Consider the following 22,655-nt stretch of genomic DNA (forward strand, 5'->3'; position numbering starts at 1 on the left):
GCCCAAGGGTAGTGACCCGGACCGGTGCGTCCGCTGCCGGTGACGGGCCCTCAGCGCGTCCGGGCGGCGACGTGGGCGCGGGCCGCCGCCCGTGTCTCCGCGTGCAGCGCCGCACCCGCCGCGAGCAGCCGCGGCAGCAGCTCCCGCTCGGTGGTGACCGCGCGGAACTGCATCGCCGCCGTCACCCCGTGGTCCGGCCGGTGCACGATCTCGATCGGGTCGCCCGCCCGTATCTCACCCGGTTCGATCACCCGGAGGTAGGCACCCGTTGCGCCCTTCCGCGTGAATCTCCTGACCCAGCCGCGCTCGCCCAGATGGCCCTGGAACGTACGGCACGGAATGCGGCCGGAGGTCACCTCCAGGACCAGATCGGCGCCGACCCGCCAGCGCTCGCCGATCAGCGCCCCCGACACGTCCAGGCCGTGCGTCGTCAGGTTCTCGCCGAAGCAGCCGTCGGCCAGCGGCCGGCCGAGCTCGCGCTCCCAGACGTCGAGGTCCTCACGCGCGTAGGCGTACACCGCCTGGTCGTCCCCGCCGTGATGGCGCAGGTCGCACACAGTGTCCCCGGCCAGACCGCTCGCGCCGGTCCCCTTGGGCCCCGGAGCCGCCACCCATACCGGCCCGGCCACCGGCTTCTTGTCGATGCCGGTCAGCCCCTGCGGCTGGTCGGTGTACGGCACCGGCTTCGGGCGGCCCAGGTTGAGGGAGAGAAGCTTCATGCCCGCACGCTACGGGAGCCCCCTCAAAGCGTCCAGTGGATTTTCGGAAACGCCCCCAAGTCTGGCTTATGCTTGAGGGGTGATCGAGGCCCGCCATCTCCGCGTCCTGCGCGCCGTCGCCGCCACCGGTTCCTTCTCGGCGGCGGCGCGCCAGCTGGGCTGCACCCAGCCCGCCGTCAGCCAGCAGATGAAGGCCCTGGAAGCCTCGGTCGGCACCCCGCTGCTGGTCCGCACCGGCCGCGAGATGCGCCTCACCCAGGCCGGCGAGGCCCTCGTGCGGCACGCCTCCGGCATCCTCGCCGGGCTCACCGCGGCCGAGGAGGAGGTCGCCGCCATCGCCGGCCTGCGCGCGGGGCGGGTCCGGCTGGTCTCCTTCCCCAGCGGCAGCTCCACCCTGGTGCCCACCGCCCTGGCCGCCCTGCGCGCCGCCCATCCCGGCACCCGGGTCTCCCTGGAGGAGGCCGAACCGCCGAGGTCCGTCGCGCTGCTGCGGGAGGGCGACTGCGACCTGGCCCTGGCCTTCCGCTACGAGAAGGTGCGGCACGGCACGGGCGGCGGGTCCAGGGAGGCGCCGGCGGCCGCCGAGGACTGGGACGACCTCGTGGTGCGGCCCCTGCTGACGGACCGTCTGGTCGCCCTGGTGCCCGAGCGGCACCGGCTCGCGCGGGCGGAGAGCGTCGCCATCGGGGAGCTGGCCCACGAGCCCTGGATCGCGGGCTGCCCGCGCTGCCGCGGCCAGCTGGTGGAGGTGTGCGAAGGGGCCGGATTCACACCGCGCATCGACTTCGCCACCGATGACTATCCGGCGGTGGTCGGCCTGGTCGGCGCGGGGCTGGGGGTCGCCGTGCTGCCTCAGCTGGCGGTGGAGTCGGTGCGGCCGCGGGGGGTGCGGACGGTACGGCTGGAGCCGGCGGTGCGGCGGGAGATCGTCGCCCTGACGCTGCCCGACCTGGCTCAGGTGCCCGCCGTGGCGGCGACGCTGGAGCAGCTGGCCCGGGCGGCGCACGCGGCCGGGCGCGGCTAGGGGTCGCCCGCGGCGGTCACGGGCACGCGCGCGTCCCGGGTGGGGGAGAAGGTGCGAGATGTGTGCAGAAACGTTCCTTCAGGTGTTGCTCGGCTTCCGTCAGTGATCCGGGGCGGTGTCCCCGCTGGTGCTCGACGCCGACACCAAGCGGTGGCGTGCCCGCCCCATCAGCTCTTCGCGCTCGTCCTCGGTCAGGCCGCCCCAGACGCCGTACGGCTCGCGCACCGCCAGCGCGTGCGCCGCGCACTCCGCGCGGACCGGGCACCTCATGCAGACCTCTTTGGCCGAGTTCTCGCGAGCACTCCGGGCCGCCCCGCGCTCGCCCTCCGGATGGAAGAAGAGCGAGCTGTCCACCCCGCGGCAGGCTGCCAGCAGCTGCCAGTCCCACAGGTCCGCGTTCGGTCCGGGAAGGCGGGAGAAATCTGCCATTACGTGACCCCTTGTAGCCGTTCTGGGCGGATACGGTGCCAACGACCGTACGTCTCCGGTCTAAGGAGATGAAAATATGACTCATTGCGAATCTAGCTCCGGACACCGCAAAACGGGAAGAAAAGGGGCCGAATGGGGCATGGGTTGTGATGAAAAGGGAGAGTCCGCCGGGCATGTCTGCCGCGTAGCCGGTCCCTCACGTAGAGTGCCGAAAACGGCATGCAGCCCGTAACTCTTTCGAGTGACCGTCGTTGAGAGTGCGGAGGCGGTTGAAACCACAAGCGCTCGGGCAGGCGTCCGAGACGGTCGACCGCACAGGTGACGATTCCGTACCAGCCTGGAGGCTCAAGGTGACGCGCATCAGCTGCGGAGGGCGGTCATGACTTCCGTCCTCGTCTGCGACGACTCCCCGCTTGCCCGAGAAGCGCTCCGCCGCGCGGTCGCGACCGTGCCCGGTGTCGAGCGTGTGACGACGGCGGCCAACGGCGAGGAAGTCCTCCGCCGCTGGGGCGCCGACCGCTCCGATCTCATCCTGATGGACGTACGCATGCCCGGCCTGGGCGGCGTCGAGACCGTGCGCCGGCTGCTGTCCGCCGACCCGGGCGCGCGCATCATCATGCTCACCGTCGCCGAGGACCTCGACGGCGTGGCCCTCGCGGTCGCCGCGGGCGCGCGGGGCTACCTCCACAAGGACGCCTCCCGCGCGGAGCTGCGCGCCACGGTGACCCAGGCGCTCGCCGACCCCACCTGGCGTCTGGCCCCGCGCCGGCTCCGCTCGGCCGAGATGGGCGCCGCGCCCACCCTCACCGCGCGTGAGATCCAGGTGCTGGAGGGCATGAGCCACGGCCGCTCCAACGCCGAGATCGGCCGCGAGCTGTTCCTCTCCGAGGACACCGTGAAGACCCACGCCCGGCGCCTGTTCAAGAAGCTCGGCGCCTCGGACCGCGCCCACGCGGTGGCCCTCGGCTTCCGCTGGGGACTGGTCCGCTGACCTAGGGTCCCCGCTCGCCCTGCTGTGTCGAGGAGCGCGGACGGCGGTCGCGTCACGGTCGCACGTTCCGGGGTGGGCGTGGGCGGGCCATGTGGGGTGTGGGATCCGTACCGGTCGCGGGTTCGCGGTGGCGCCGTGCGCTCCTCGCCGCGAACCGATACGCGCGGCCGGCCGCCTTGTCGGTCCTTCCGAGGGCGTGGCGGTCGGGGCTGACCGGCCACTAGGGAGCTGGAGCGGGGCGCGCGGTGCGGGCGTGAGGCCGCCCTGGGCGTGCCGCACCCGGCCGACCTGCCTGACCCCATCCCGGCCGAAGGCACCCCCGGGCACCAACTGCCTCCGGCGGCGCGCGTCCGCGGGCGGCTGCGGGGCGTGTCCGGTTTCTTGGGTGGTTCTCCGGTGTCTGCCGGGCACGCGTGTCCGCGGTTGGCTGCCGGTGCGCGCTGCCCGGTCGGCCGCTTTCGGCGGGGATCCGGGTGGTGTGCGTTCGCGGGTGGCCGCCAGGGCGTGTCCGGTTTCTTGGGCGGGAGGGTCCGGTGTCTGCCGGGCACGCGGGGTCCGCGGGTGGCCGCCGGAGCGTGTCCGGGGTCCTGGTCGCGGCGCTGTTTCGGGCGTCTGCCCGGCCACGCGTGTCCGCGGGTCTCCGTCGGCGGGCGGCGCCCGGTCGGCTGTCTTCGGCGGGTCCGAGTGGTGTGTGTCCGCGGGTGGTCGCCGGGGCGTGTCCGGTCCCTTGGCCGGGGGTGGTTTCCGGCGTCTGCCGTGCACACAAGTCCGCGGGTCTCCGCCGGCGCCCGGGCGGCTGTCTTTGGCGGGTCCGGGTGGGGGTGTGCGCTCGCGGGTGGCTGCGGGGCGTGTCCGGTGTCTTGGCTGGGGGCGGTTTTCGGTGTGTGCCGGGCATGGGGTCCGCGGGTGGCCGCTGGCGCGTGCCGCCCGGTCGGCCGCCTTCGGCGAGTCCGGGTGTGTGCGTTCAGGGTGGCTGCGGGGCGTGTCTGGTCCCTTGGTCGGGGAGCTGTTTTCGGTGTCTGCCCGGCCACGCGTGTCCGCGGGTCTCCGCCGGTGCCCGGGCGGCTGTCTTGGGCGGGTCCGGGTGGGGGTGTGCGCTCGCGGGTGGCTGCGGGGCGTGTCCGGTGTCTTGGCTGGGGGCGGTTTTCGGTGTGTGCCGGGCATGGGGTCCGCGGGTGGCCGCTGGCGCGTGCTGCCCGGTCGGCTGTCTTCTGCGGGTCGGGGTGGTGTGCGTTCGCGGGTGGCTGCGGGGCGTGTCCGGTGCCTTGGGCGGGGGTGGTTTTCGGTGTGTGCCGGGCGCGGGGTCCGCGGGTGGCCGCTGGCGCGTGCCGCCCGGGCGGCTGTCTTGGGCGGGTCCGGGTGGTGTGCGTTCGCGGGTGGGTCGCCGGGGCGTGCACGCTTCGGCTTCTCGGCCGGTGGACCGGCCCTGGTGGCGTCCCTTCGCAGGCTCCCGCCCGCCCCGGCGTGCGCTGCGGGAAGTGCGCGCCCCCGGTGCGCCCGTCCGCCTCCGCTCGACCCCCGGCAGGCGATGTGCAAGGCGGCCCGCCGGACGGGCGCTGCTTGTTTCGGCGCGGATGCCGCATCCTTGAGATTGTGGAGTCTCTCGGGGACGAGTCGGTCGAGCGGAAGGGGAGGGCGCAGGGGATGAGTGCCGGCGCACCTGCTCATAACGCTTCAGTGCACAACCAAGAGCACGATGCGACGGACCGGACGGCCGCAGGGCACCATGGGCCGATGCGCGACGAGGAAGCGGGCACGGCCCAGGGGGCGATCGGTGCGCTCGTGCACCGTGCCGTCGACGGCGACGAGCAGGCCACGCACGATCTGCTCGCGCACGTGCACCCGCTGGCGCTGCGCTACTGCCGGACCCGGCTGTCCCGGCTCCCCGGCGACGCCCGTCACTTCGTGGAGGACCTCGCCCAGGAGGTCTGCGTGGCCGTCCTCCTCGCCCTGCCCCGCTACCGCGACACCGGCCGCCCCTTCGAGGCGTTCGTCTTCGCCATCGCCTCCCACAAGGTCGCCGATCTGCAGCGGGCCGCGATGCGTCACCCGGGTTCGACCGCGGTGCCGTCCGACGAGATGCCCGAACGGCCCGACGACTCCCTCGGCCCCGAGGAGCGCGCCCTGCTCAGCAGCGACGCCGAGTGGGCCAAGAAGCTGCTGGCCAACCTGCCCGAGAACCAGCGGGAGCTGCTCCTGCTGCGCATCGCCGTCGGCTTGACCGCGGAGGAGACCGGACAGATGTTGGGAATGTCACCCGGAGCGGTCCGTGTGGCCCAGCACCGGGCCCTGAGCCGCCTGCGGGCGCTCGCCGAGCAGTAACGCCCTTGCGCGCAGCCCCCGTAGCGCCTCGCTGAACGGGAGCGCGACGATTTACGTACGAACATACGAAGCCCGGAGCGGGCCCGTACCGTGGAATCAGCTGGCGACGCTTCCCGTTAGCATGGACATCCGCACCGATCAAGGCCATTTGGGGAAGGTGTCATGACTGCAAACGTCGACGGAGTGCCCGGCAAATTCGCGGCGCTCGGGCTGACCTACGACGACGTGCTGCTGCTGCCGGGCCCGTCGGACATGGCACCCGACGAGATCGACACCGCCTCGTACGTCTCCAAGAACGTCCGGGTCAACATCCCGCTGCTGTCCGCCGCCATGGACAAGGTGACCGAGTCCCGCATGGCGATCGCGATGGCCCGCCAGGGCGGTGTCGGCGTCCTGCACCGCAACCTGTCCATCGAGGACCAGGCCAACCAGGTCGACCTGGTGAAGCGGTCCGAGTCCGGCATGGTCACCGACCCCATCACCATCCACCCGGACGCCACCCTCGCGGAGGCCGACGCGCTGTGCGCCAAGTTCCGCATCAGCGGCGTCCCGGTGACCGACGGGGACAAGCGGCTCCTCGGCATCGTCACCAACCGTGACATGGCTTTCGAGAGCGACCGCAGCCGCCGCGTGCACGAGGTCATGACCCCGATGCCGCTGGTCACCGGCAAGGTCGGCATCTCCGGCCCGGAGGCCGTGGAGCTGCTGCGCAAGCACAAGATCGAGAAGCTGCCGCTGGTCGACGACGAGGGCGTCCTCAAGGGCCTGATCACCGTCAAGGACTTCGTCAAGGCGGAGAAGTACCCGAACGCCGCCAAGGACGCCGAGGGCCGCCTGCTGGTCGGCGCCGCGGTCGGCGTGGCCGGCGACGCCTTCGAGCGCGCCCAGGCGCTGATCGAGGCGGGTGTCGACTTCATCGTCGTGGACACCGCGCACGGCCACTCCCGCCTGGTCGGCGACATGGTCGCCAAGATCAAGTCCAACTCGTCGGGCGTCGACGTCATCGGCGGCAACGTCGCCACCCGGGACGGCGCCCAGGCCCTGGTGGACGCGGGCGCGGACGGCATCAAGGTCGGTGTCGGCCCCGGCTCCATCTGCACCACCCGCGTGGTCGCGGGCGTCGGCGTCCCGCAGGTCACCGCGATCTACGAGGCCGCGCTGGCCGCCAAGGACGCGGGCGTCCCGGTGATCGGCGACGGCGGCCTGCAGTACTCCGGCGACATCGCCAAGGCCCTGGTCGCGGGCGCCGACACGGTGATGCTCGGCTCCCTGCTCGCGGGCTGCGAGGAGTCCCCGGGCGAGCTGCTGTTCATCAACGGCAAGCAGTTCAAGTCGTACCGCGGCATGGGCTCGCTGGGCGCCATGCAGTCCCGCGGCGACCGCAAGTCGTTCTCGAAGGACCGCTACTTCCAGGAGGGCGTCGCCTCCGACGAGCAGCTGGTCCCCGAGGGCATCGAGGGCCAGGTGCCCTACCGTGGCCCGCTGTCCTCCGTCGTCCACCAGCTGGTCGGCGGTCTGCGCCAGTCGATGTTCTACGTCGGCGGCAAGACCGTGCCCGAGCTGCAGGAGCGCGGCCGGTTCGTGCGGATCACCTCGGCGGGTCTGAAGGAGAGCCACCCGCACGACATCCAGATGACGGTCGAGGCGCCGAACTACAGCGGCCGGAAGTAGCCCCCGGCCACCGCGTCCGCGCCCCCCGCGCGCGCGACCACGCACGGCGACGGCGGCCCCGGAACGCTCCGGGGCCGCCGTCGCCGTGCCCGTCGGCGATACTGGACAACGCTGAAACGCATCAGGGAAAGGCCAAGACGTGACTGAGATCGAGATCGGGCGCGGCAAGCGCGGCCGCCGGGCGTACGCCTTCGACGACATCGCCGTCGTCCCCAGCCGCCGTACGCGGGACCCGAAGGAGGTCTCGATCGCCTGGCAGATCGACGCCTACCGCTTCGAGCTGCCGTTCCTGGCCGCCCCCATGGACTCCGTGGTCTCCCCGGCCACCGCGATCCGCATCGGCGAGCTGGGCGGTCTCGGGGTGCTGAACCTCGAGGGCCTGTGGACGCGGTACGAGGACCCGCAGCCGCTGCTGGACGAGATCGCCGAGCTGCCCGTCGAGCGGGCGACCCGCCGGCTGCAGGAGATCTACGCGGCTCCCGTCAAGGAGGAGCTGATCGGCGCGCGCATCAAGGAGGTGCGCGACTCCGGTGTGGTCACCGCGGCCGCGCTCTCCCCGCAGCGCACCGCGCAGTTCTCCAAGGCGGTCGTGGACGCGGGCGTGGACATCTTCGTCATCCGCGGTACGACGGTCTCGGCCGAGCACGTGTCGTCCTCGCACGAGCCGCTGAACCTGAAGCAGTTCATCTACGAGCTGGACGTCCCGGTGATCGTCGGCGGCTGCGCCACGTACACCGCCGCGCTGCACCTGATGCGCACCGGCGCGGCCGGCGTCCTGGTCGGCTTCGGCGGCGGCGCCGCGCACACCACCCGCAACGTCCTCGGCATCCAGGTCCCGATGGCCACCGCGGTCGCCGACGTGGCGGCGGCCCGCCGTGACTACATGGACGAGTCCGGCGGCCGGTACGTGCACGTCATCGCGGACGGCGGGGTCGGCTGGTCCGGCGACCTGCCCAAGGCGATCGCCTGCGGCGCCGACGCGGTGATGATGGGCTCCCCGCTGGCCCGGGGCACGGACGCGCCCGGCAAGGGCCACCACTGGGGCATGGAGGCGGTCAACGAGGAACTGCCCCGCGGGAAGAAGGTCGACCTCGGCACGGTCGGCACGATCGAGGAGATCCTCACCGGCCCGTCGCACACCCCCGACGGCTCCATGAACTTCTTCGGCGCCCTGCGCCGCGCGATGGCCACGACCGGCTACAGCGAGCTGAAGGAGTTCCAGCGGGTCGAGGTGACGGTGGCGGACAGCCAGCATCGGCGCTGACCCCGTACGACGCCGAGGGCCCGGCCACCCGCGCGGTGGCCGGGCCCTTCTGCCCGTGCGGGCGCGTTACGCGGCGGCCTTCCTGGCGCCGGTGAACGCCGCGTAGGCGGCGATGGCGAAGAAGAGGAACGTCATCGGGTCGGCGTCCTTCTTCCAGGCCTCCTGGACCAGGTCGAGGTGGTCGAAGAACACCTCGGAGAAGCCTGCGTGGACGTAGTCGGCGATGATCATGGCTTCGCCGACCAGCTGGCCGGCGTAGACCGAGCCGAGCGCGAGGACGGCGCCGGCGACCGGCAGGACGGGGTTGCGGCCACCGGCCTTGCCGGCCGCGAGACCGGTCACGAAGCCGACGCCGACGGCCGCCCAGCCGATCTCGTGCTTCGTCGAGCCGATGACGACGCCGTACAGCGCGGCAGCGGCCACCGCGGCGACGAGCGCGGCGGCCAGGCCGAGGACGAGGTTGTCGCGGACCGGGGCGGCCGGGGCGGCGAAGGCGCCCGGCTGCGGCGGGTAGGGCGCCGCCGGGGCGGGCGCCGCGGCCTGGTCGGCGTACGGATTGCCGCCGGCCGGACCGGACTGCGGCTGAGGCGGCGGAGCTGACTGGCTCATGACAGGAATCCCCCCGTGCGATGCACAACTGGATGCGAGAGACGACTTCGGACCAAGGACGAACGACGACGAGCGGTGACGGACGCGCACGCGTCCGCCCGGCAAGTCCGGGGAGACTAACAGCCGGGGACGACAACGCCCCCGGCCGTTCTCCGTTCGTGACCGCCTCGTGGCCGCGGCGGCGCGGCCGCCGCGGCGCTCAGAGCCGGTGCGCCGCCCCCGTGGGCGTGGCCCCCCGCGTGTCCAGCAGCAGCTGCGCCTTCACCGAGAGCCCCTGCAGGTCGTAGGTGCGGTGCTGCTGGAGGAGGATCGTGAGGTCGGCGTCGGCGGCGGCCTCGTAGAGGGAGTCCGCGCGCGGCACCGGACGGTCCAGGACGCTCCAGGCGGGCACGTACGGGTCGTGGTAGCTGATGGCCGCGCCCAGCTCCTTCAGCCGCACGGCGATCTCCTGGGCCGGGCTGCCCTGCTGGTCGGCGAGGTCGGGCTTGTAGGTGACCCCGAGCAGCAGGACGCGCGCGCCCCGCGCGGACTTGCCGTGCTCGTTCAGCAGCGCGGCCGCGCGCTGGACGACGTACCGGGGCATGCGGTTGTTGACCTGCTGCGCCAGCTCGACCATGCGCAGGGTGCGGGTCGCGTGCCCGGTCAGGTCCTGCGGGACCGCGTGCCCGCCGACGCCCGGGCCCGGCCGGAACGCCTGGAAGCCGAAGGGCTTGGTCTCCGCGCACCGGATGACGTCCCACAGGTCCACGCCCAGCTCGTGGCAGAGGACGGCCATCTCGTTGACGAGTGCGATGTTGACGTGCCGGTAGTTGGTCTCCAGCAGCTGCACGGTCTCCGCCTCGCGCAGCCCGCGGGCGCGGACCACCTTGTCGGTGAGCCGGCCGTAGAAGGCGGCGGCCGACTCGGTGCAGGCCGGGGTGAGGCCGCCGATGACCTTGGGGGTGCTGGCGGGGATGTGGTCGCGGTTGCCGGGGTCGACGCGGCTGGGGGAGTAGGCGAGGTGGAAGTCGCGGCCGGCGCGCAGGCCCGAGCCCTTCTCCAGCAGCGGCCGCAGGAACTCCTCCGTGGTGCCCGGCAGCACGGGGGACTCCAGGATGACCGTGGTGTGCGGGCGGAGCCGTTCGGCCAGGGTGCGGGCCGCCGCCCCGACCTGGCCGAGGTCGTGACCGCCGTCGGCGCCGCGCGGGGTGGGCGCGCAGATCACGGCGGTGCGCACCCGGCCGAGCTGGGCCGGGTCGGTGCCGGGCCGGAAGCCGGCGAAGTGCATCCGGCGCAGCTCGGCGGGGCTGAGCGAGCCGGCCTCGGGGCCGGTGGCGTAGCCGACGGTGGGGATGCCGGCGGCGACGGCGGCCTGGGCGAGCGGCAAGCCGTAGGGGCCGAGTCCGATGACGGCGAGGTCTGCGGGCATGGCGTGGGCCGTCCTTCCCAGTAGCCGAAGCGGGACAGGTGGGCAACCGCTGTGGACAAGACGAGCGAGTGCCCTGCCAGACTAGGTACACATATGACCGTTATGTGTGATTGTGTTTGTGTGTCTTGCAGGGATGTGCGCGAGTTGTCCACAGGTGCTCGGCGTGTGGTGGCTGAAGCCGGACGGGGCGGTCACAATCTGGGCATGAGGAGGGGATGAACGGGGCTTCGCCCACCGGGTGCGGCCGACGCGGGCACGGCGACAGCGGGAGGCAGCGGTGAGGACAGCGACTCTGGGGCCGGCGCAGCGCGCCGGGGCACTGGCGGCGATGGCGGAGCGCGAGCTGGACGTGCTGGTGGTCGGCGGCGGAGTGGTCGGCGCCGGCACCGCACTCGACGCGGTCACCCGCGGCCTCTCCACCGGCCTGGTCGAAGCACGCGACTGGGCGTCCGGCACCTCCAGCCGGTCCAGCAAACTCATCCACGGCGGCCTGCGCTATCTGGAGATGCTCGACTTCGCCCTCGTCCGCGAGGCCCTCAAGGAGCGCGGCCTGCTGCTGGAGCGGCTCGCCCCCCACCTGGTCAAACCGGTGCCGTTCCTCTACCCGCTGCAGCACCGGGGCTGGGAGCGGCTGTACGCCGGCTCGGGCGTCGCGCTCTACGACGCGATGTCCATGGCCCGCGGCCACGGCCGGGGCCTGCCCGTGCACCGGCACCTGACCCGCCGTCACGCCCTGCGCGTCGCCCCCTGCCTGAAGAAGGACGCCCTGGTAGGCGCCCTGCAGTACTACGACGCCCAGATGGACGACGCCCGCTTCGTCGCCACCCTGGTGCGCACCGCGGCGTCGTACGGCGCACAGGTCGCCAACCGGGCGCGCGTGACCGGTTTCCTGCGCGAGGGCGAGCGGGTCGTCGGCGCCCGGGTGCGGGACGTGGAGGGCGGCGGGGAGTACGAGATCCGGGCCCGGCAGATCGTCAACGCCACCGGGGTGTGGACGGACGACACGCAGGCCATGGTGGGGGAACGCGGCCGCTTCCACGTCCGCGCCTCGAAGGGCATCCACCTGGTCGTGCCCAAGGACCGCGTCCACTCCACCACCGGCCTGATCCTGCGCACCGAGAAGTCCGTCCTCTTCGTCATACCCTGGGGGCGGCACTGGATCATCGGCACCACCGACACCGCGTGGGACCTCGACAAGGCCCACCCGGCCGCGTCCAGCGCCGACATCGACTACCTGCTGGAGCACGTCAACTCGGTGCTCGCCGTGCCGCTCACCCGCGACGACGTGGAGGGCGTGTACGCCGGGCTGCGGCCGCTGCTGGCCGGAGAGTCCGACGCCACGAGCAAGCTGTCGCGCGAGCACACGGTCGCCCACCCGGTGCCGGGTCTGGTGGTCGTGGCGGGCGGCAAGTACACCACCTACCGGGTGATGGCGAAGGACGCGGTCGACGAGGCGGTGCACGGCCTCGACATGCGCGTCGCCGACTGCGTGACGGAGGAGACCGCGCTGCTCGGCGCGGAGGGCTACCAGGCGATGTGGAACGCGCGGGCGCGGACAGCCGCCCGGACCGGACTCCACGTGGTCCGTGTCGAACACCTGCTGAACCGGTACGGCTCCCTGGCCGAGGAGGTCCTGGACCTCGTCGCCGCCGACCCCGCGCTCGGCGAACCGCTGCAGGCCGCCGACGACTACCTGCGCGCCGAGGTGGTCTACGCCGCCTCGCACGAGGGCGCCCGGCACCTGGACGACGTGCTCACCCGCCGCACCCGCATCTCCTTCGAGACCTTCGACCGGGGCACGCGCAGCGCCCGGGAGGCGGCCGAGCTGATGGCGCCGGTCCTCGGCTGGGACGAGGACCAGATCGAGCGCGAGGTCCGGCACTACGAGAAGCGGGTGGAGGCGGAGCGCGAGTCCCAGCTCCAGCCCGACGACCAGACGGCCGACGCGGCCCGGCTGGGAGCGCCGGACATCGTGCCGCTGTAGGCCGTCGCGGAGCGTGGTGGACCCCGGTCGGCAGAGTGCTGGTGGCGCCCGTGACCGCGGTGAACACCGTGGTGAGCTGCGGGCGCCGCAGGCCACCGCGGGTCGCCGCAGGCCACCGCGGGTCGCCGCAGGCCACCGCGGGTCTCCGCGGCAGCCGCGGGCCTGCGGTCCCGGTGCCGGTTCACTCGGACGAGTGACCCTCGGGTGGGATCTGCGACCGGGGCCCGGCCGTTCTACCGGGTGCGGGGGCAGAACTCGGCGGCGAGCAGGGCCGGTTCGAGGCGGGGGTCTGCGATCGCGTCCGTGTTCACCCGGAAGGTGAGGACACGGCGGCCGTCGGCGGTGGCTGCGCTGCGCACGTAGCTCCCGGATATCCGGCCGTTGTGCCCCCACACGGTGGTGCCGCACGGCAGCTTCACCGGAAACAGGCCCATGCCGTACAAGCCGTGTGCGGCACGGGTGTCGAGCATCTCGCGCAGCCAGTGCGGGGGCAGCAGCCGGCCGCCGAGCAGGGCCGCGTAGAAGCGGTCCAGATCGGCCAGCGTGGTCACCAGCTCACCCGCCGCCCCGGCCACGCGGGGGTCGAGTTCGGTGACGTCGGAACCGTCGGCGGCGTAGGCGCGGCCGTGCGGTGAGGGCAGCGACCTGCGGGACCCGGGAAAGGAGGTGCCCGTCAGACCCAGCGGAGCGATGATGCGGCGCTCGGCCTCCTCGGCGTAGGAGCGACCGGTGACCTGACGGACGACCAGGCCGAGCACGACGTAGTTGGTGTTGGAGTAGGAAGGCCGACCAGGCCGCCCGGGGCTGCCGGGGCGGCCCGCAGGCCGCGGAGGGAGGGCGAGGGCGATGCGCACGGCCTGAAGGGGTGTCACGGGCACGGTGCCCCGCGTGACTTCCGTGAAGTCGGCCAGCCCGCTGGTGTGGGTGAGCAGGGCCCGCAGGGTGATGCGCCGGCCGTCGACCCCGCGCCCGCGGAGCAGGCCCGGCAGATGCCGCTCCACGGTGTCGGACAGGGAGAGCCGGTGCTCCGCGGCCAGTTGGAGCACGACCGTCGCGACGAGGGTCTTGGTGACGCTGCCGGCGCGGAAGCGGTCGGCGCGGCCGATGCCCCGTCCGGCCGCCGCGTACCGCACCCGGCCGTCCGCGTCTTGGACCAGGAGGGCCGCGGCGGGCGCCCCGCCGTCGGCGACCAGGAGCGGCAGGACCGCCTCCGAGGCGGCGGCCGTCGAGGTGTCGCCGGATGCCGCCGGGGTGAGCAGCAGCGCCAGCGACACCGGTATGGACAGGAGTGTCCGAAGCGTCGGCATCCCGGTTCCTCCCTTCTTACGACCCATCATCCCGGTAAGGGAGGACGGCTCGTCCACGGCGGCCGCCGGGGTGCGCGGGGCGGGTCCGCGCCAGAGGCACCCTGGGCGACGGGCACTTGCCGGGTGAGAGACAATGGAGGCTCTGTCAGGGCGGGTTGTATGAGGGGACGCATGTCGGAGGCGGAGCGGGCGGGGACATCTCGTCAGGAGACTCGTCAGGACAAGAGCGAGCGGCGTCTCCTCGCCGGGCGGTACCGGCTGGGAGACGTGCTGGGCCGCGGCGGCATGGGCACGGTCTGGCGCGCCGAGGACGAGACCCTGGGCCGGACGGTCGCCGTCAAGGAGCTGCGGTTCCCGTCGAACATCGACGAGGAGGAGAAGCGGCGCCTGATCACGCGCACCCTGCGCGAGGCCAAGGCGATCGCCCGGATCCGCAACAACAGCGCGGTGACGGTCTACGACGTGGTCGACGAGGACGACCGGCCGTGGATCGTGATGGAGCTGGTCGAGGGCAAGTCCCTCGCCGAGGTCATCCGCGAGGACGGCCTGTTGAAGCCGAAGCGCGCCGCCGAGGTGGGGCTCGCCATCCTCGACGTGCTGCGCTCCGCGCACCGCGAGGGCATCCTGCACCGGGACGTGAAGCCGTCCAACGTGCTGATCGCCGAGGACGGCCGGGTGGTGCTCACCGACTTCGGCATCGCGCAGGTCGAGGGCGACCCGTCCATCACCTCCACCGGCATGCTCGTCGGCGCGCCCTCCTACATCTCCCCGGAGCGCGCCCGCGGCCACAAGCCCGGGCCCGCGGCCGACCTGTGGTCGCTCGGCGGCCTGCTCTACGCGGCGGTCGAAGGAGTGCCGCCCTACGACAAGGGTTCGGCGATCGCCACGCTGACCGCGGTGATGACCGAGCCCCTGGAGGAGCCGAAGCACGCGGGGCCGCTGCGGGACGTCATCTACGGCCTGCTGAACAAGGACCCGGCCAAGCGGCTCGACGACGCCGGGGCCCGGGCCATGCTCAACGCGGTGATCAACGCGCCCGAGCCGGAGGCGATGGACGCCACGCGGGTGGTTCCGCTGCCGGCGCAGCCGGACGCGCCCGAAGGCAAGCGGGGCGAGGAGACCGCGGACAAGCTGCGCGGCGCGCTGCGCTCGGTCCGCAAGGCGGCCGGAGCGGCCACCGCGGCGGCCGCGGCGCGGCCGAAGAGCGCGAGCGGGACGGCGTCGCCGGGAACCGGCGGGGTGGAGCCCGCCGCCGCGGGACCGGGGAGCGGAGCACCGGCCGGGAAGCCGGCGGACGCGGCCTCCCGCCCCGGCGCCGGTCCTGCCTCCGGTACGGAGAAGCCGCGTTCCGGCTGGCCCGTGGTGCCGCCGCCGGACCTGGACCTGCCGCCCCGGCCGGTGCCGAAGGCGCCGCTGACCGACGTGGTGCCGAAGCGCACCCTGGTGGTCATCGCCGTGGTGGCCGTCCTCGCCGTGCTCGGCACCGTGCTGGCCCTCGTGCTGGACGGCGACGACGGCAAGGGCGGCAGGAAGGACGGCGCCGGGCCCGCGGCCAGCGCCGGCGCCCGTGCGTCCGGCGGTCAGGACAAGGAGACCGGCGGCGGCCCGGACGCCGGCACCCGGACCGACGGGGCGAGCTCGCCGGCCCCCGGCACCGGTGCCGGCGCCTCGGCCGACGACGACGCGAGCCGGTCCGCCGACGGCTCCGGCGACTCCGACGACTCGGGCGACTCGGGTTCGTCCGGTTCCGGGAAGGGCGGGCGCGCCCCGGCGGTCTCGACCCACAAGGGCAGCCAGGGGTACTCCATCGGACTGCCCAAGGGGTGGTCGTACCGGTCCACCGACAGCGCCGGAGACCGCTACACCGGGCCGGACGGGCAGAAGCTGCTCGTCGCCTGGACCGGCACGCCCAAGGGCGACCCGGTGGCGGACTGGAGGAACCAGGAGCGCTCCATGGTGCGCCCCCAGTACCGGAAGATCCGCATCGAGAAGGTGGACTACCGCGGCTGGAACACGGCCGACTGGGAGTTCACCTACGTCGACGGCGGCACCAGGTTCCACACCATCGACCGGGGCTTCGTGGTGAACGACCGCCTCGGCCACGCGCTGATGTACACCGCGAAGGACGCCGACTGGAACGGCGACCTGCGCAAGGACACGTGGAAGACGCTGACGGAGTCCTTCCGGCCCACGTCGTAGCCGCCGGCCGCCGGTTCGGTCCGTGAGAATCCGTCATCCGCTCAATGCGGGTTGCCTCCGGCACGTATCGTGAGGGGTCGCGGACCGTACGCAGCCGCATGCGTGTGCGAAACGTGCCGTGAGGCGAACGGGTGTGACCGACGGGCGACCGGGGGAGGCCAAGTGGACGACTACGCGGGTCGGGTGCTCGCCGGCCGCTACCGCCTGCCGCTGCCGCCGTCCGAGGAGTACGAACTCACCGAGTCCCGCGCCTTCGACACCTACAGCGGGCAGGAAGTGCTCGTCCGTCAGGTTCCGCTGCCGGAGGTCGTCGAGGCGGAGGTGCTCGACGCGGAGGGCCTGCCCGAAGGCTTCACCGCACGCGAGCGGGGGTCCCGCCGGGCGCCGGAGGCCGGGGCCGCCACCCGGCAGCCGTCCGACCCGGCGGTGCGGCGGGCCGTCGAGGCCGTGCAGGCTGCGGCCCGCGTCCCCGACCACCCGCGTCTGGACCAGGTCTTCGACGTGTTCGCCGAGGGCGGGTCGCTGTGGATTGTGAGCGAGCTGGTGGCCGCGCGCCCGCTGGCCGCCCTGCTCGCGGAGAACCCGCTGACGCCCTACCGGGCGGCCGAGGTCGCCTCCGACGTGCTGATGGCGCTCCGGGTGCTGCACGCCCACGGCTGGGTGCATCGCAACGTCACCGCCCGTACGGTCCTCGTCTGCGACGACGGCCGCGTGATGCTGACCGGGCTCGCGGTCGGCGCGGCGGAGGAGGCGCTGTGCGGATACGACCCGGTGCCGGCTCCGGACGGGCCGGGGGAGGGCCCTGCGGGCGAGCCGGGCGCCGGACGCGGACCGGGTGGCCCGCAGGGGCCCGGCGCGGCCCCCGGCGGGGCTCTGGGGACCGGCCGTGACGCGGGCGTTCCCGAGGCGGCCGACGGGCCCGGCCCGGCCGGCGGTCCGGCCGCCGACGTCGATCCCGACATCGATCCCGACATCGATCCCGACGTCGATCCGGAGGCCGCGCGCCGGGCTGCCATCCAGGCGCGCGCGGCCGGCGGCCTGCCGGACCCCGCGGCCGGGCCGGGGCAGCAGTGGGCCCTGGAGAGCGGCACGGACGTGCGGGCCGCCCGCGCCGGGGCGATCGCCGCGTACCGCGCGGGCGCCCGCGCCGCCGCCCGGGTGCAGGAGACCCGGCAGAGCAGTCGCGCCGCCCTGCCCGGAGCCCGTCCGCCCGCCGGGGGCGACGCCGGTGCGGGCCCGGCCGACGGCGCGGCGCGGCCGCCGTATCCCGCTCAGGAGGGCACTGCGCCCCCGCCCGGCCGGATAGCCGACCCCTACGGGGTGCGCGGCGCCCCGTGGCACGGCGCGGCGCCGCGCACCGGGACCGGCGGCACCGCCCCGGCCCCGGGCGGCGGACCGCACCCGGAGCTGCCCCCGGGGCGCCCGCGACCGGCGTCCGGACCGGTGCAGGAGTACGGCGCGGACGACGGGCGGGGACACGGGCCGGGCGGGGCGCACGGCCTGCGGGACGAGCCGGTGCCCCCTTCCGGGCGGTTCGCCGGGACCCCCGCCGGCCCGGCGGGCCGCTGGGACGAGGACGGCGCCGTACGGCGCGGGCCCGGCACCGCGCTGGCCGCCGAGCGGGCGCGCCAGGTGCGGATGACCGTCGTGGGACCGGTGACCGAGCGGTGGGCGCCGGAGCAGGCCGGTCCCGTGCACGAGAACTGGCAGCTGGCGGCGCCGATCGGCCCGGCCACCGACCTCTGGGCGCTGGGCGCGCTGCTGTTCCGGGCCGTGCAGGGGCACGCGCCGTACCCGGAGGAGTCGACGGCCGAGCTGGTCCAGCTGGTGTGCGCCGAACCGCCCGCCTTCGCCGAGGAGTGCGGCCCGCTGCGTCCGGTCGTGGAGTCGCTGCTGCGTCAGGACCCCACCGAGCGGCCGGACGTGGAGGAGCTGAGCGGCTGGCTGCGGTCGCTGGTGCGCTCCGCGCCCGAGCCGGACGCCGGCGCCCATGTGATCCCCGTGCCGCCCGCCGACCCGAGCCGGCTGCCGATCGTCCGGCGCCGCGGCGAACTGGTGCGCCGGCGCCGCTCCGGTCTGCCCGCGGCCTCCGCGCACGGCCAGCACAAGCGGGAGGGCGCCCGTTCCCCGCGCAGCCTCGGCCGCACCCTGCTGCTGCTGATACTGCTCCTGCTGGCCGGCGCGATCGCGTACGCGATGCTGTTCATGCCGAAGCAGGGCGGCCCCGGACAGCGGGGAGCGGACGACCGTGCGGGCGCCGCCGGGCAGACGAGCCCCGCGCCGTCGCACACCCGGCAGCCCTCCGCCACGCAGGGCGTACCGGACGGCGGCGCCTCCGCGCCCGCGGCCGAGACGCAGACCGGCGGCGACCCCGCCGTCCCCGGCGGTTTCACCCTGCGCAAGGACCCCGACGGCTTCCAGGTCGCCGTCGCCAAGGGCTGGGTCCGCACCCCGCGCAACGGCAGCGGCCAAGTGGTGTACGCGCACGGGAGCTTCGAGCTGATCGTCGTGCCGGGGAGGGACGGCGCCTCCTCGTACGGCGGCGATCCGATGGTCTACCAGCGCGAGAAGGAGCGCGAACTCCAGCCGTACCGGGACTCCAGCTGGTCCACCGCGACCGGCCTGCGCACCACCGAGGTCGGCGGACGGACCATGGCCGAGGGGCAGTTCACCTGGACCGACGGGCGGGGGCGGGACCGGTACGTGCGGAACATGGCACTGCTGCTGAACGGCCGTTACCACATCGTGCAGGTGCGCGGTCCGGAGGCCGAGAGGGACGAGGTGACGCGGCTGTACGAGCAGGCCGTGGCGACGTACCGCTACACCGGTTGAGCGCCGCGTGCGCCGTCCGGGGCACCGCCGTTCGGTTCCCGTTCTCGCGCGGAAATGACCATCGTCACAGTGCGGTTTCCTTGGCACCCCGCTGGTTCCCTGGACGCGGGCCGGTCCTTAGTCTGACCTTGTCAAGAGCATTGCGGGGCAACGTGAATCAGATGCAGGGCCTGCTCATCGCGGGCCGCTACCGGCTCGCCGACTCCATCGGCAGCGGCGGCATGGGCCGGGTGTGGCGCGCCCACGACGAGGTGCTGCACCGGAAGGTCGCCGTCAAGGAACTGACCGCGGCGCTCTACGTCTCCGACAGCGACCGGGCCGTCCTGCTGGCGCGGACCCGGGCCGAGGCCCGCGCCGCCGCGCGCATCAACCACTCCGCCGTCGTCACCGTGCACGACGTCCTCGAACACGACGGCCGCCCCTGGATCGTGATGGAGCTGGTCGAGGGCGACTCGCTGGCCGACACGATCAAGGAGCGGGGCCGCGTCGAGCCGACGGAGGCCGCGCGGATCGGCCTGTGGGTGCTGCGGGCGCTGCGCGCCGCGCACTCCGCCGGGGTGCTGCACCGGGACGTCAAGCCCGGCAACGTCCTCCTCGGCGCGGACGGCCGGGTGCTGCTCACCGACTTCGGGATCGCCCAGATCGAGGGCGACTCCACCATCACCCGGACCGGAGAGGTCGTCGGCTCGGTCGACTTCCTCGCCCCCGAGCGGGTCCGCGGCCACGACCCCGGCCCGTCCTCGGACCTGTGGGCGCTCGGCGCGACGCTGTACGCGGCCGTCGAGGGCCGCTCGCCGTTCCGGCGCACCTCGCCGCTCAGCACCATGCAGGCGGTCGTCGAGGAGGAGGCCGAGGAGCCCCGCCACGCCGGTCCGCTCGGGCCGGTCATCGCCGCGCTGCTGCGCAAGGACCCGGCGCAGCGGCCGGGCGCGGAGGAGGCGGAGCGGATGCTCGCCGAGGCCGCGGAGGGCCGCGCGCCGCACCCGGCCCCGGCGTGCGCCCCGCCCCAGGGCCCGGGCGCGCACCCGGCCGGCGGCCACGGCGCGGGCCACGCCGGCCCGGCCGCCGTAGCCGGGTACGCGGGCCCGCCCGCGCAGGCCGGGTACGGCGGTCACGGCACGGCAGCGGTCGGCGCCGGGCACGGCGCGGGCTTCGCACGGTCCGCGACCGGGCCGACGGCGGTGGCGCCCACCGCGGGCGTGCCGACCGCGCCGCAGGCGGCCCCCGGGGCGCCCGCCGGACGGCCCCGCCCCCGGCGGCGGCTGCGCACGCTCGCGCTGGTCGTCGCCTTCGCGGCGCTGCTCGGCGGTGGCGCGGCGGTCGCGGTCCAGCAGTGGACCGGGACGGCGCAGGACGGCGGGACGAGCGGCGGTGTGCACCCGACGCCGACCGGGAGCAGCAGCCCCACCACCGGGTCCGCGGGCACGGTCCCCGACGACTGGGAGACCCACCAGGACCCGCTGGGGTTCAGCCTGTCCCTGCCGCCGGGCTGGAAGCGCAAGGTGTACGGCATCGACGGCGATCTGAAGCAGATCGACTACACGCCCGACGACGGCAAGCACTTCGTCCGCATCGCCATCGACAGTTCACCGGACTTCGCCGACGCGCACCTGCACCAGCGGGACCTGGAGCAGCAGTTGCAGCGGCTGGTCGACTACCGCCGCGTGACCATGAAGGAGAACACCTACCGCGACCGCAAGGGTTCCGTGTGGGAGTACACCTGGACCGCGTTGAAGCAGGACCCGCCCTACGCCCCCGGACCGCGCCGCGCGATCGAGGAGACGTACCTGTCGCGCCAGGGCACCGAGTACGCCATCTACATGTCCTCCCCGGCCGGCGACTGGCCGGCGACCAGCAGGCAGTTCACCTGGGTGCTGCAGAGCTGGCGGGAGCCGGACGCGGGCTGAACCGGCGGGATCCCGCCGCGCGTCGGGCCGGACGCGCGCCGGACGCGAGCCGGGCAGGACCGGACGCGCGCCGGACGCGGGCCGAGCGCGGACCGGGCGCGGGCCGAGCGCGGACGGGCGCGGGGCGGAACCGCGGGAGCCCGGACCGCCGGAGAGCCCGAAGCGGGCCGAATTTGGCGCGAGCGCGGCCGGAGTCGGCCGAAACAGGCGGGATGCGGCACCGGCTTGGCCGGTCGGCGCCCCGGAGGGCGTGCCCGCGGTGCGGCATGATGGGGCGCATGGGGACCGAGGGAGCCGGATTCCGGCTGATCGCGGGCCGTTACCGCCTGGAGGAACGCGTCGGGCGCGGCGGCATGGGCGTCGTGTGGCGGGCGACCGACCAGATGCTGGGCCGGCTGGTGGCGGTCAAGGAGCTGCTCCCGGACGACGCGCTCACGGACGACGACGCACGCCGCCTCCGTGACCGCACCTTCCGCGAGGCCCGCGCGGTCTGCCAGTTGCGGCACCCGCACATCATCGTCGTGCACGACGTGGTGGAGCAGGACGAACGTCCCTACCTGGTGATGGAGTTGATCGACGGCGGGTCGCTCGCCGACCGGATCGCCCGGCACGGCCCCGTCGACACCGCCGAGGCCGCCCGGATCGGCGTCGCCCTGCTGAGCGCGGTGCGCACCGCGCACGAGGCGGGGGTGCTGCACCGCGACATCAAGCCCGCGAACGTCCTGATCGAGTCCGGCACCGACCGGGTGGTGCTCACCGACTTCGGGATCGCGCAGGTCGCGGGCGCCACCACGCTCACCGAGACCGGCTCCTTCGTCGGCTCGCCCGAATACACCGCGCCGGAGCGGATGTCCGGGCTGCGCACCGGGCCGGAGTCCGACCTGTGGTCGGTGGGCGCGCTGCTGTGCACGGTGCTCAGCGGCGAGTCGCCGTTCCACCGGGACTCCCTCGGCGGCATCCTGCACGCCGTCGTCGCCGACGACATCCGCCCGCCGGCCGAGGCCGACCCGCTGCTGCCCGTCGTACGGGGGCTGCTGGAACGCGACCCGGACCGGCGGCTGGGCGCGGCGGACGCCGAACGGATGCTGCGGGCCTACCTGGAGACGGGCCGGACACCGGCCGCGCCGGGCGGCCCCGGCACGGCGGGCGGCGCGCACGGCATCGGGCGCATCCACCGGATCGGGGCCGGCCGCGCGCCGAAGGCCCCCGCGCCGTACACGCCGACCCAGCGGGACGTCCCGCGCTCGGCCCCGCCCGGGCCGCCCGCCGTGCCGCCCCCCGCCCGGTCCTCCCCGCGCGGGGTGCTGATCGCGGCGCTGCTCGTCGCCGCGCTCGCCGGGGCGGGCGTGTCGGCCGCGGCGCTGCTGCTGCACCGGGACGGGGGCGGGGGCGGCGGCCGGCCGGGCGGGACGGCGACGTCCCCGGCGACACGCACCGGTACGGGGGGCGCGGGGAACGCGTCCCCCTCCCCGACGGCGACCGGGACGCGGCCGGCCCCTGCGCCCACCGCGCCCCGCCCGACCGCCTCCGCCTCCCCCACCGCGCCCTCCGGTTACCGCACGGCCCGGGACCCGGCCGGCTTCTCCCTCGCCGTGCCGGAGGGCTTCACCCGCAGCCGGCAGGACCAGCGGGTCTTCTACCTCTCGCCGGGCGGCGCCTTCCGCCTGGGCGTGCGGATCGGCGAACCCCCGCTGGGCGGCCCGCAGGAGGCGATGCACCGGTCGGCCGCCGGCGGCCCCTCGACCAATCCCGGTTACCACGACGGCCGGGTCACCCCCGCCACGCACCGCGGGCACCCGGCCGCGCTGTGGGAGTTCACCTGGGACGGCTTCAGCGCGGCGGAGGGCCCGCGGCACACCTTCGACCTGTGCTGGGAGGAGGCCGGCCGGCTGTACGACGTGTGGGTCTCCGCGCCGGTCGGCAAGGTACGGGAGGCGCGGGAGTACTTCGACGTGGCGGTCGACACCTTCTCGGTCACGGGTGTGTGAC

15 protein-coding genes are annotated in these 22,655 nt (G+C 74.5%); 10 read left to right on the forward strand and 5 right to left on the reverse strand.

Annotated features, from left to right (window positions below):
- Nucleotides 1-50: 50 nt before the first annotated feature.
- Entirely contained in the window at nucleotides 51-719 is a 669-nt protein-coding gene (locus ABZ261_RS17170; protein ID WP_356859865.1) for an MOSC domain-containing protein, read from the reverse strand.
- Nucleotides 720-798: 79 nt separating this feature from the next.
- Here ABZ261_RS17170 and ABZ261_RS17175 point away from each other — a divergent pair, with 79 nt between their 5' ends.
- The gene (locus ABZ261_RS17175) at nucleotides 799-1,743 is read left to right on the forward strand and encodes a LysR family transcriptional regulator (protein ID WP_356859867.1); all 945 of its coding nucleotides are present in this window, start codon (nucleotides 799-801) and stop codon (nucleotides 1,741-1,743) included.
- A 99-nt stretch (nucleotides 1,744-1,842) separates the two neighbouring features.
- Here ABZ261_RS17175 and ABZ261_RS17180 read toward each other — a convergent pair whose 3' ends face one another.
- Nucleotides 1,843-2,172, reverse strand: coding sequence for a WhiB family transcriptional regulator (locus ABZ261_RS17180; RefSeq protein ID WP_356859869.1), 330 nt, complete (start codon nucleotides 2,170-2,172; stop codon nucleotides 1,843-1,845).
- A 379-nt stretch (nucleotides 2,173-2,551) separates the two neighbouring features.
- Between ABZ261_RS17180 and ABZ261_RS17185 the strand changes: the two genes are divergently transcribed.
- The 4 genes from ABZ261_RS17185 (at nucleotide 2,552) to ABZ261_RS17200 (ending at nucleotide 8,420) form a co-directional block, all read left to right on the forward strand.
- Nucleotides 2,552-3,163, forward strand: a complete 612-nt coding sequence (locus ABZ261_RS17185; RefSeq protein ID WP_003948568.1) for a response regulator transcription factor — start codon at nucleotides 2,552-2,554, stop codon at nucleotides 3,161-3,163.
- 1,734 nt (nucleotides 3,164-4,897) lie between these two features.
- Nucleotides 4,898-5,485, forward strand: a complete 588-nt coding sequence (locus tag ABZ261_RS17190) for a sigma-70 family RNA polymerase sigma factor (RefSeq protein ID WP_356859871.1) — start codon at nucleotides 4,898-4,900, stop codon at nucleotides 5,483-5,485.
- A 162-nt stretch (nucleotides 5,486-5,647) separates the two neighbouring features.
- Nucleotides 5,648-7,156 carry an IMP dehydrogenase gene (gene guaB / locus ABZ261_RS17195; protein WP_356859873.1) on the forward strand — a complete coding sequence of 503 codons (1,509 nt, stop codon included), beginning with the start codon at nucleotides 5,648-5,650 and terminating at the stop codon, nucleotides 7,154-7,156.
- Nucleotides 7,157-7,295: 139 nt separating this feature from the next.
- Nucleotides 7,296-8,420 carry a GuaB3 family IMP dehydrogenase-related protein gene (locus tag ABZ261_RS17200; RefSeq protein WP_356859875.1) on the forward strand — a complete coding sequence of 375 codons (1,125 nt, stop codon included), beginning with the start codon at nucleotides 7,296-7,298 and terminating at the stop codon, nucleotides 8,418-8,420.
- 66 nt (nucleotides 8,421-8,486) lie between these two features.
- Here the strand turns inward: ABZ261_RS17200 and ABZ261_RS17205 are convergent, their stop codons facing one another.
- Nucleotides 8,487-9,029 carry a hypothetical protein gene (locus ABZ261_RS17205; RefSeq protein WP_356859877.1) on the reverse strand — a complete coding sequence of 181 codons (543 nt, stop codon included), beginning with the start codon at nucleotides 9,027-9,029 and terminating at the stop codon, nucleotides 8,487-8,489.
- A 199-nt stretch (nucleotides 9,030-9,228) separates the two neighbouring features.
- A complete protein-coding gene (locus ABZ261_RS17210) occupies nucleotides 9,229-10,437 on the reverse strand; it encodes a nucleotide sugar dehydrogenase (RefSeq protein ID WP_356859879.1) in 1,209 nt (402 codons plus the stop codon).
- A gap of 277 nt (nucleotides 10,438-10,714) precedes the next feature.
- On the opposite strand from ABZ261_RS17210, the gene ABZ261_RS17215 reads away from it, so the two are divergent.
- Nucleotides 10,715-12,421 carry a glycerol-3-phosphate dehydrogenase/oxidase gene (locus ABZ261_RS17215; RefSeq protein ID WP_356859881.1) on the forward strand — a complete coding sequence of 569 codons (1,707 nt, stop codon included), beginning with the start codon at nucleotides 10,715-10,717 and terminating at the stop codon, nucleotides 12,419-12,421.
- Between the two features lie 233 nt (nucleotides 12,422-12,654).
- Here the strand turns inward: ABZ261_RS17215 and ABZ261_RS17220 are convergent, their stop codons facing one another.
- On the reverse strand, nucleotides 12,655-13,728 hold the full coding sequence (locus ABZ261_RS17220) for a serine hydrolase domain-containing protein (protein ID WP_356859883.1): 1,074 nt from the start codon (nucleotides 13,726-13,728) through the stop codon (nucleotides 12,655-12,657).
- A gap of 171 nt (nucleotides 13,729-13,899) precedes the next feature.
- Between ABZ261_RS17220 and ABZ261_RS17225 the strand changes: the two genes are divergently transcribed.
- From ABZ261_RS17225 to ABZ261_RS17240, 4 genes are all read left to right on the forward strand, one after another.
- Nucleotides 13,900-15,927 carry a protein kinase gene (locus tag ABZ261_RS17225; protein ID WP_356859885.1) on the forward strand — a complete coding sequence of 676 codons (2,028 nt, stop codon included), beginning with the start codon at nucleotides 13,900-13,902 and terminating at the stop codon, nucleotides 15,925-15,927.
- 162 nt (nucleotides 15,928-16,089) lie between these two features.
- Entirely contained in the window at nucleotides 16,090-18,759 is a 2,670-nt protein-coding gene (locus ABZ261_RS17230) for a protein kinase (RefSeq protein WP_356859887.1), read from the forward strand.
- Nucleotides 18,760-18,920: 161 nt separating this feature from the next.
- The gene (locus ABZ261_RS17235; RefSeq protein WP_356859951.1) at nucleotides 18,921-20,666 is read left to right on the forward strand and encodes a serine/threonine-protein kinase; all 1,746 of its coding nucleotides are present in this window, start codon (nucleotides 18,921-18,923) and stop codon (nucleotides 20,664-20,666) included.
- Nucleotides 20,667-20,944: 278 nt separating this feature from the next.
- Nucleotides 20,945-22,654: a serine/threonine-protein kinase gene (locus ABZ261_RS17240; RefSeq protein WP_356859889.1), complete on the forward strand. Its 1,710-nt coding sequence runs from the start codon at nucleotides 20,945-20,947 to the stop codon at nucleotides 22,652-22,654.
- The last annotated feature ends 1 nt before the right edge of the window (nucleotide 22,655 follow it).

This window comes from Streptomyces sp. NPDC006193 (assembly GCF_040613915.1).
In the GTDB taxonomy this organism is placed as follows: Bacteria; Actinomycetota; Actinomycetes; order Streptomycetales; family Streptomycetaceae; genus Streptomyces.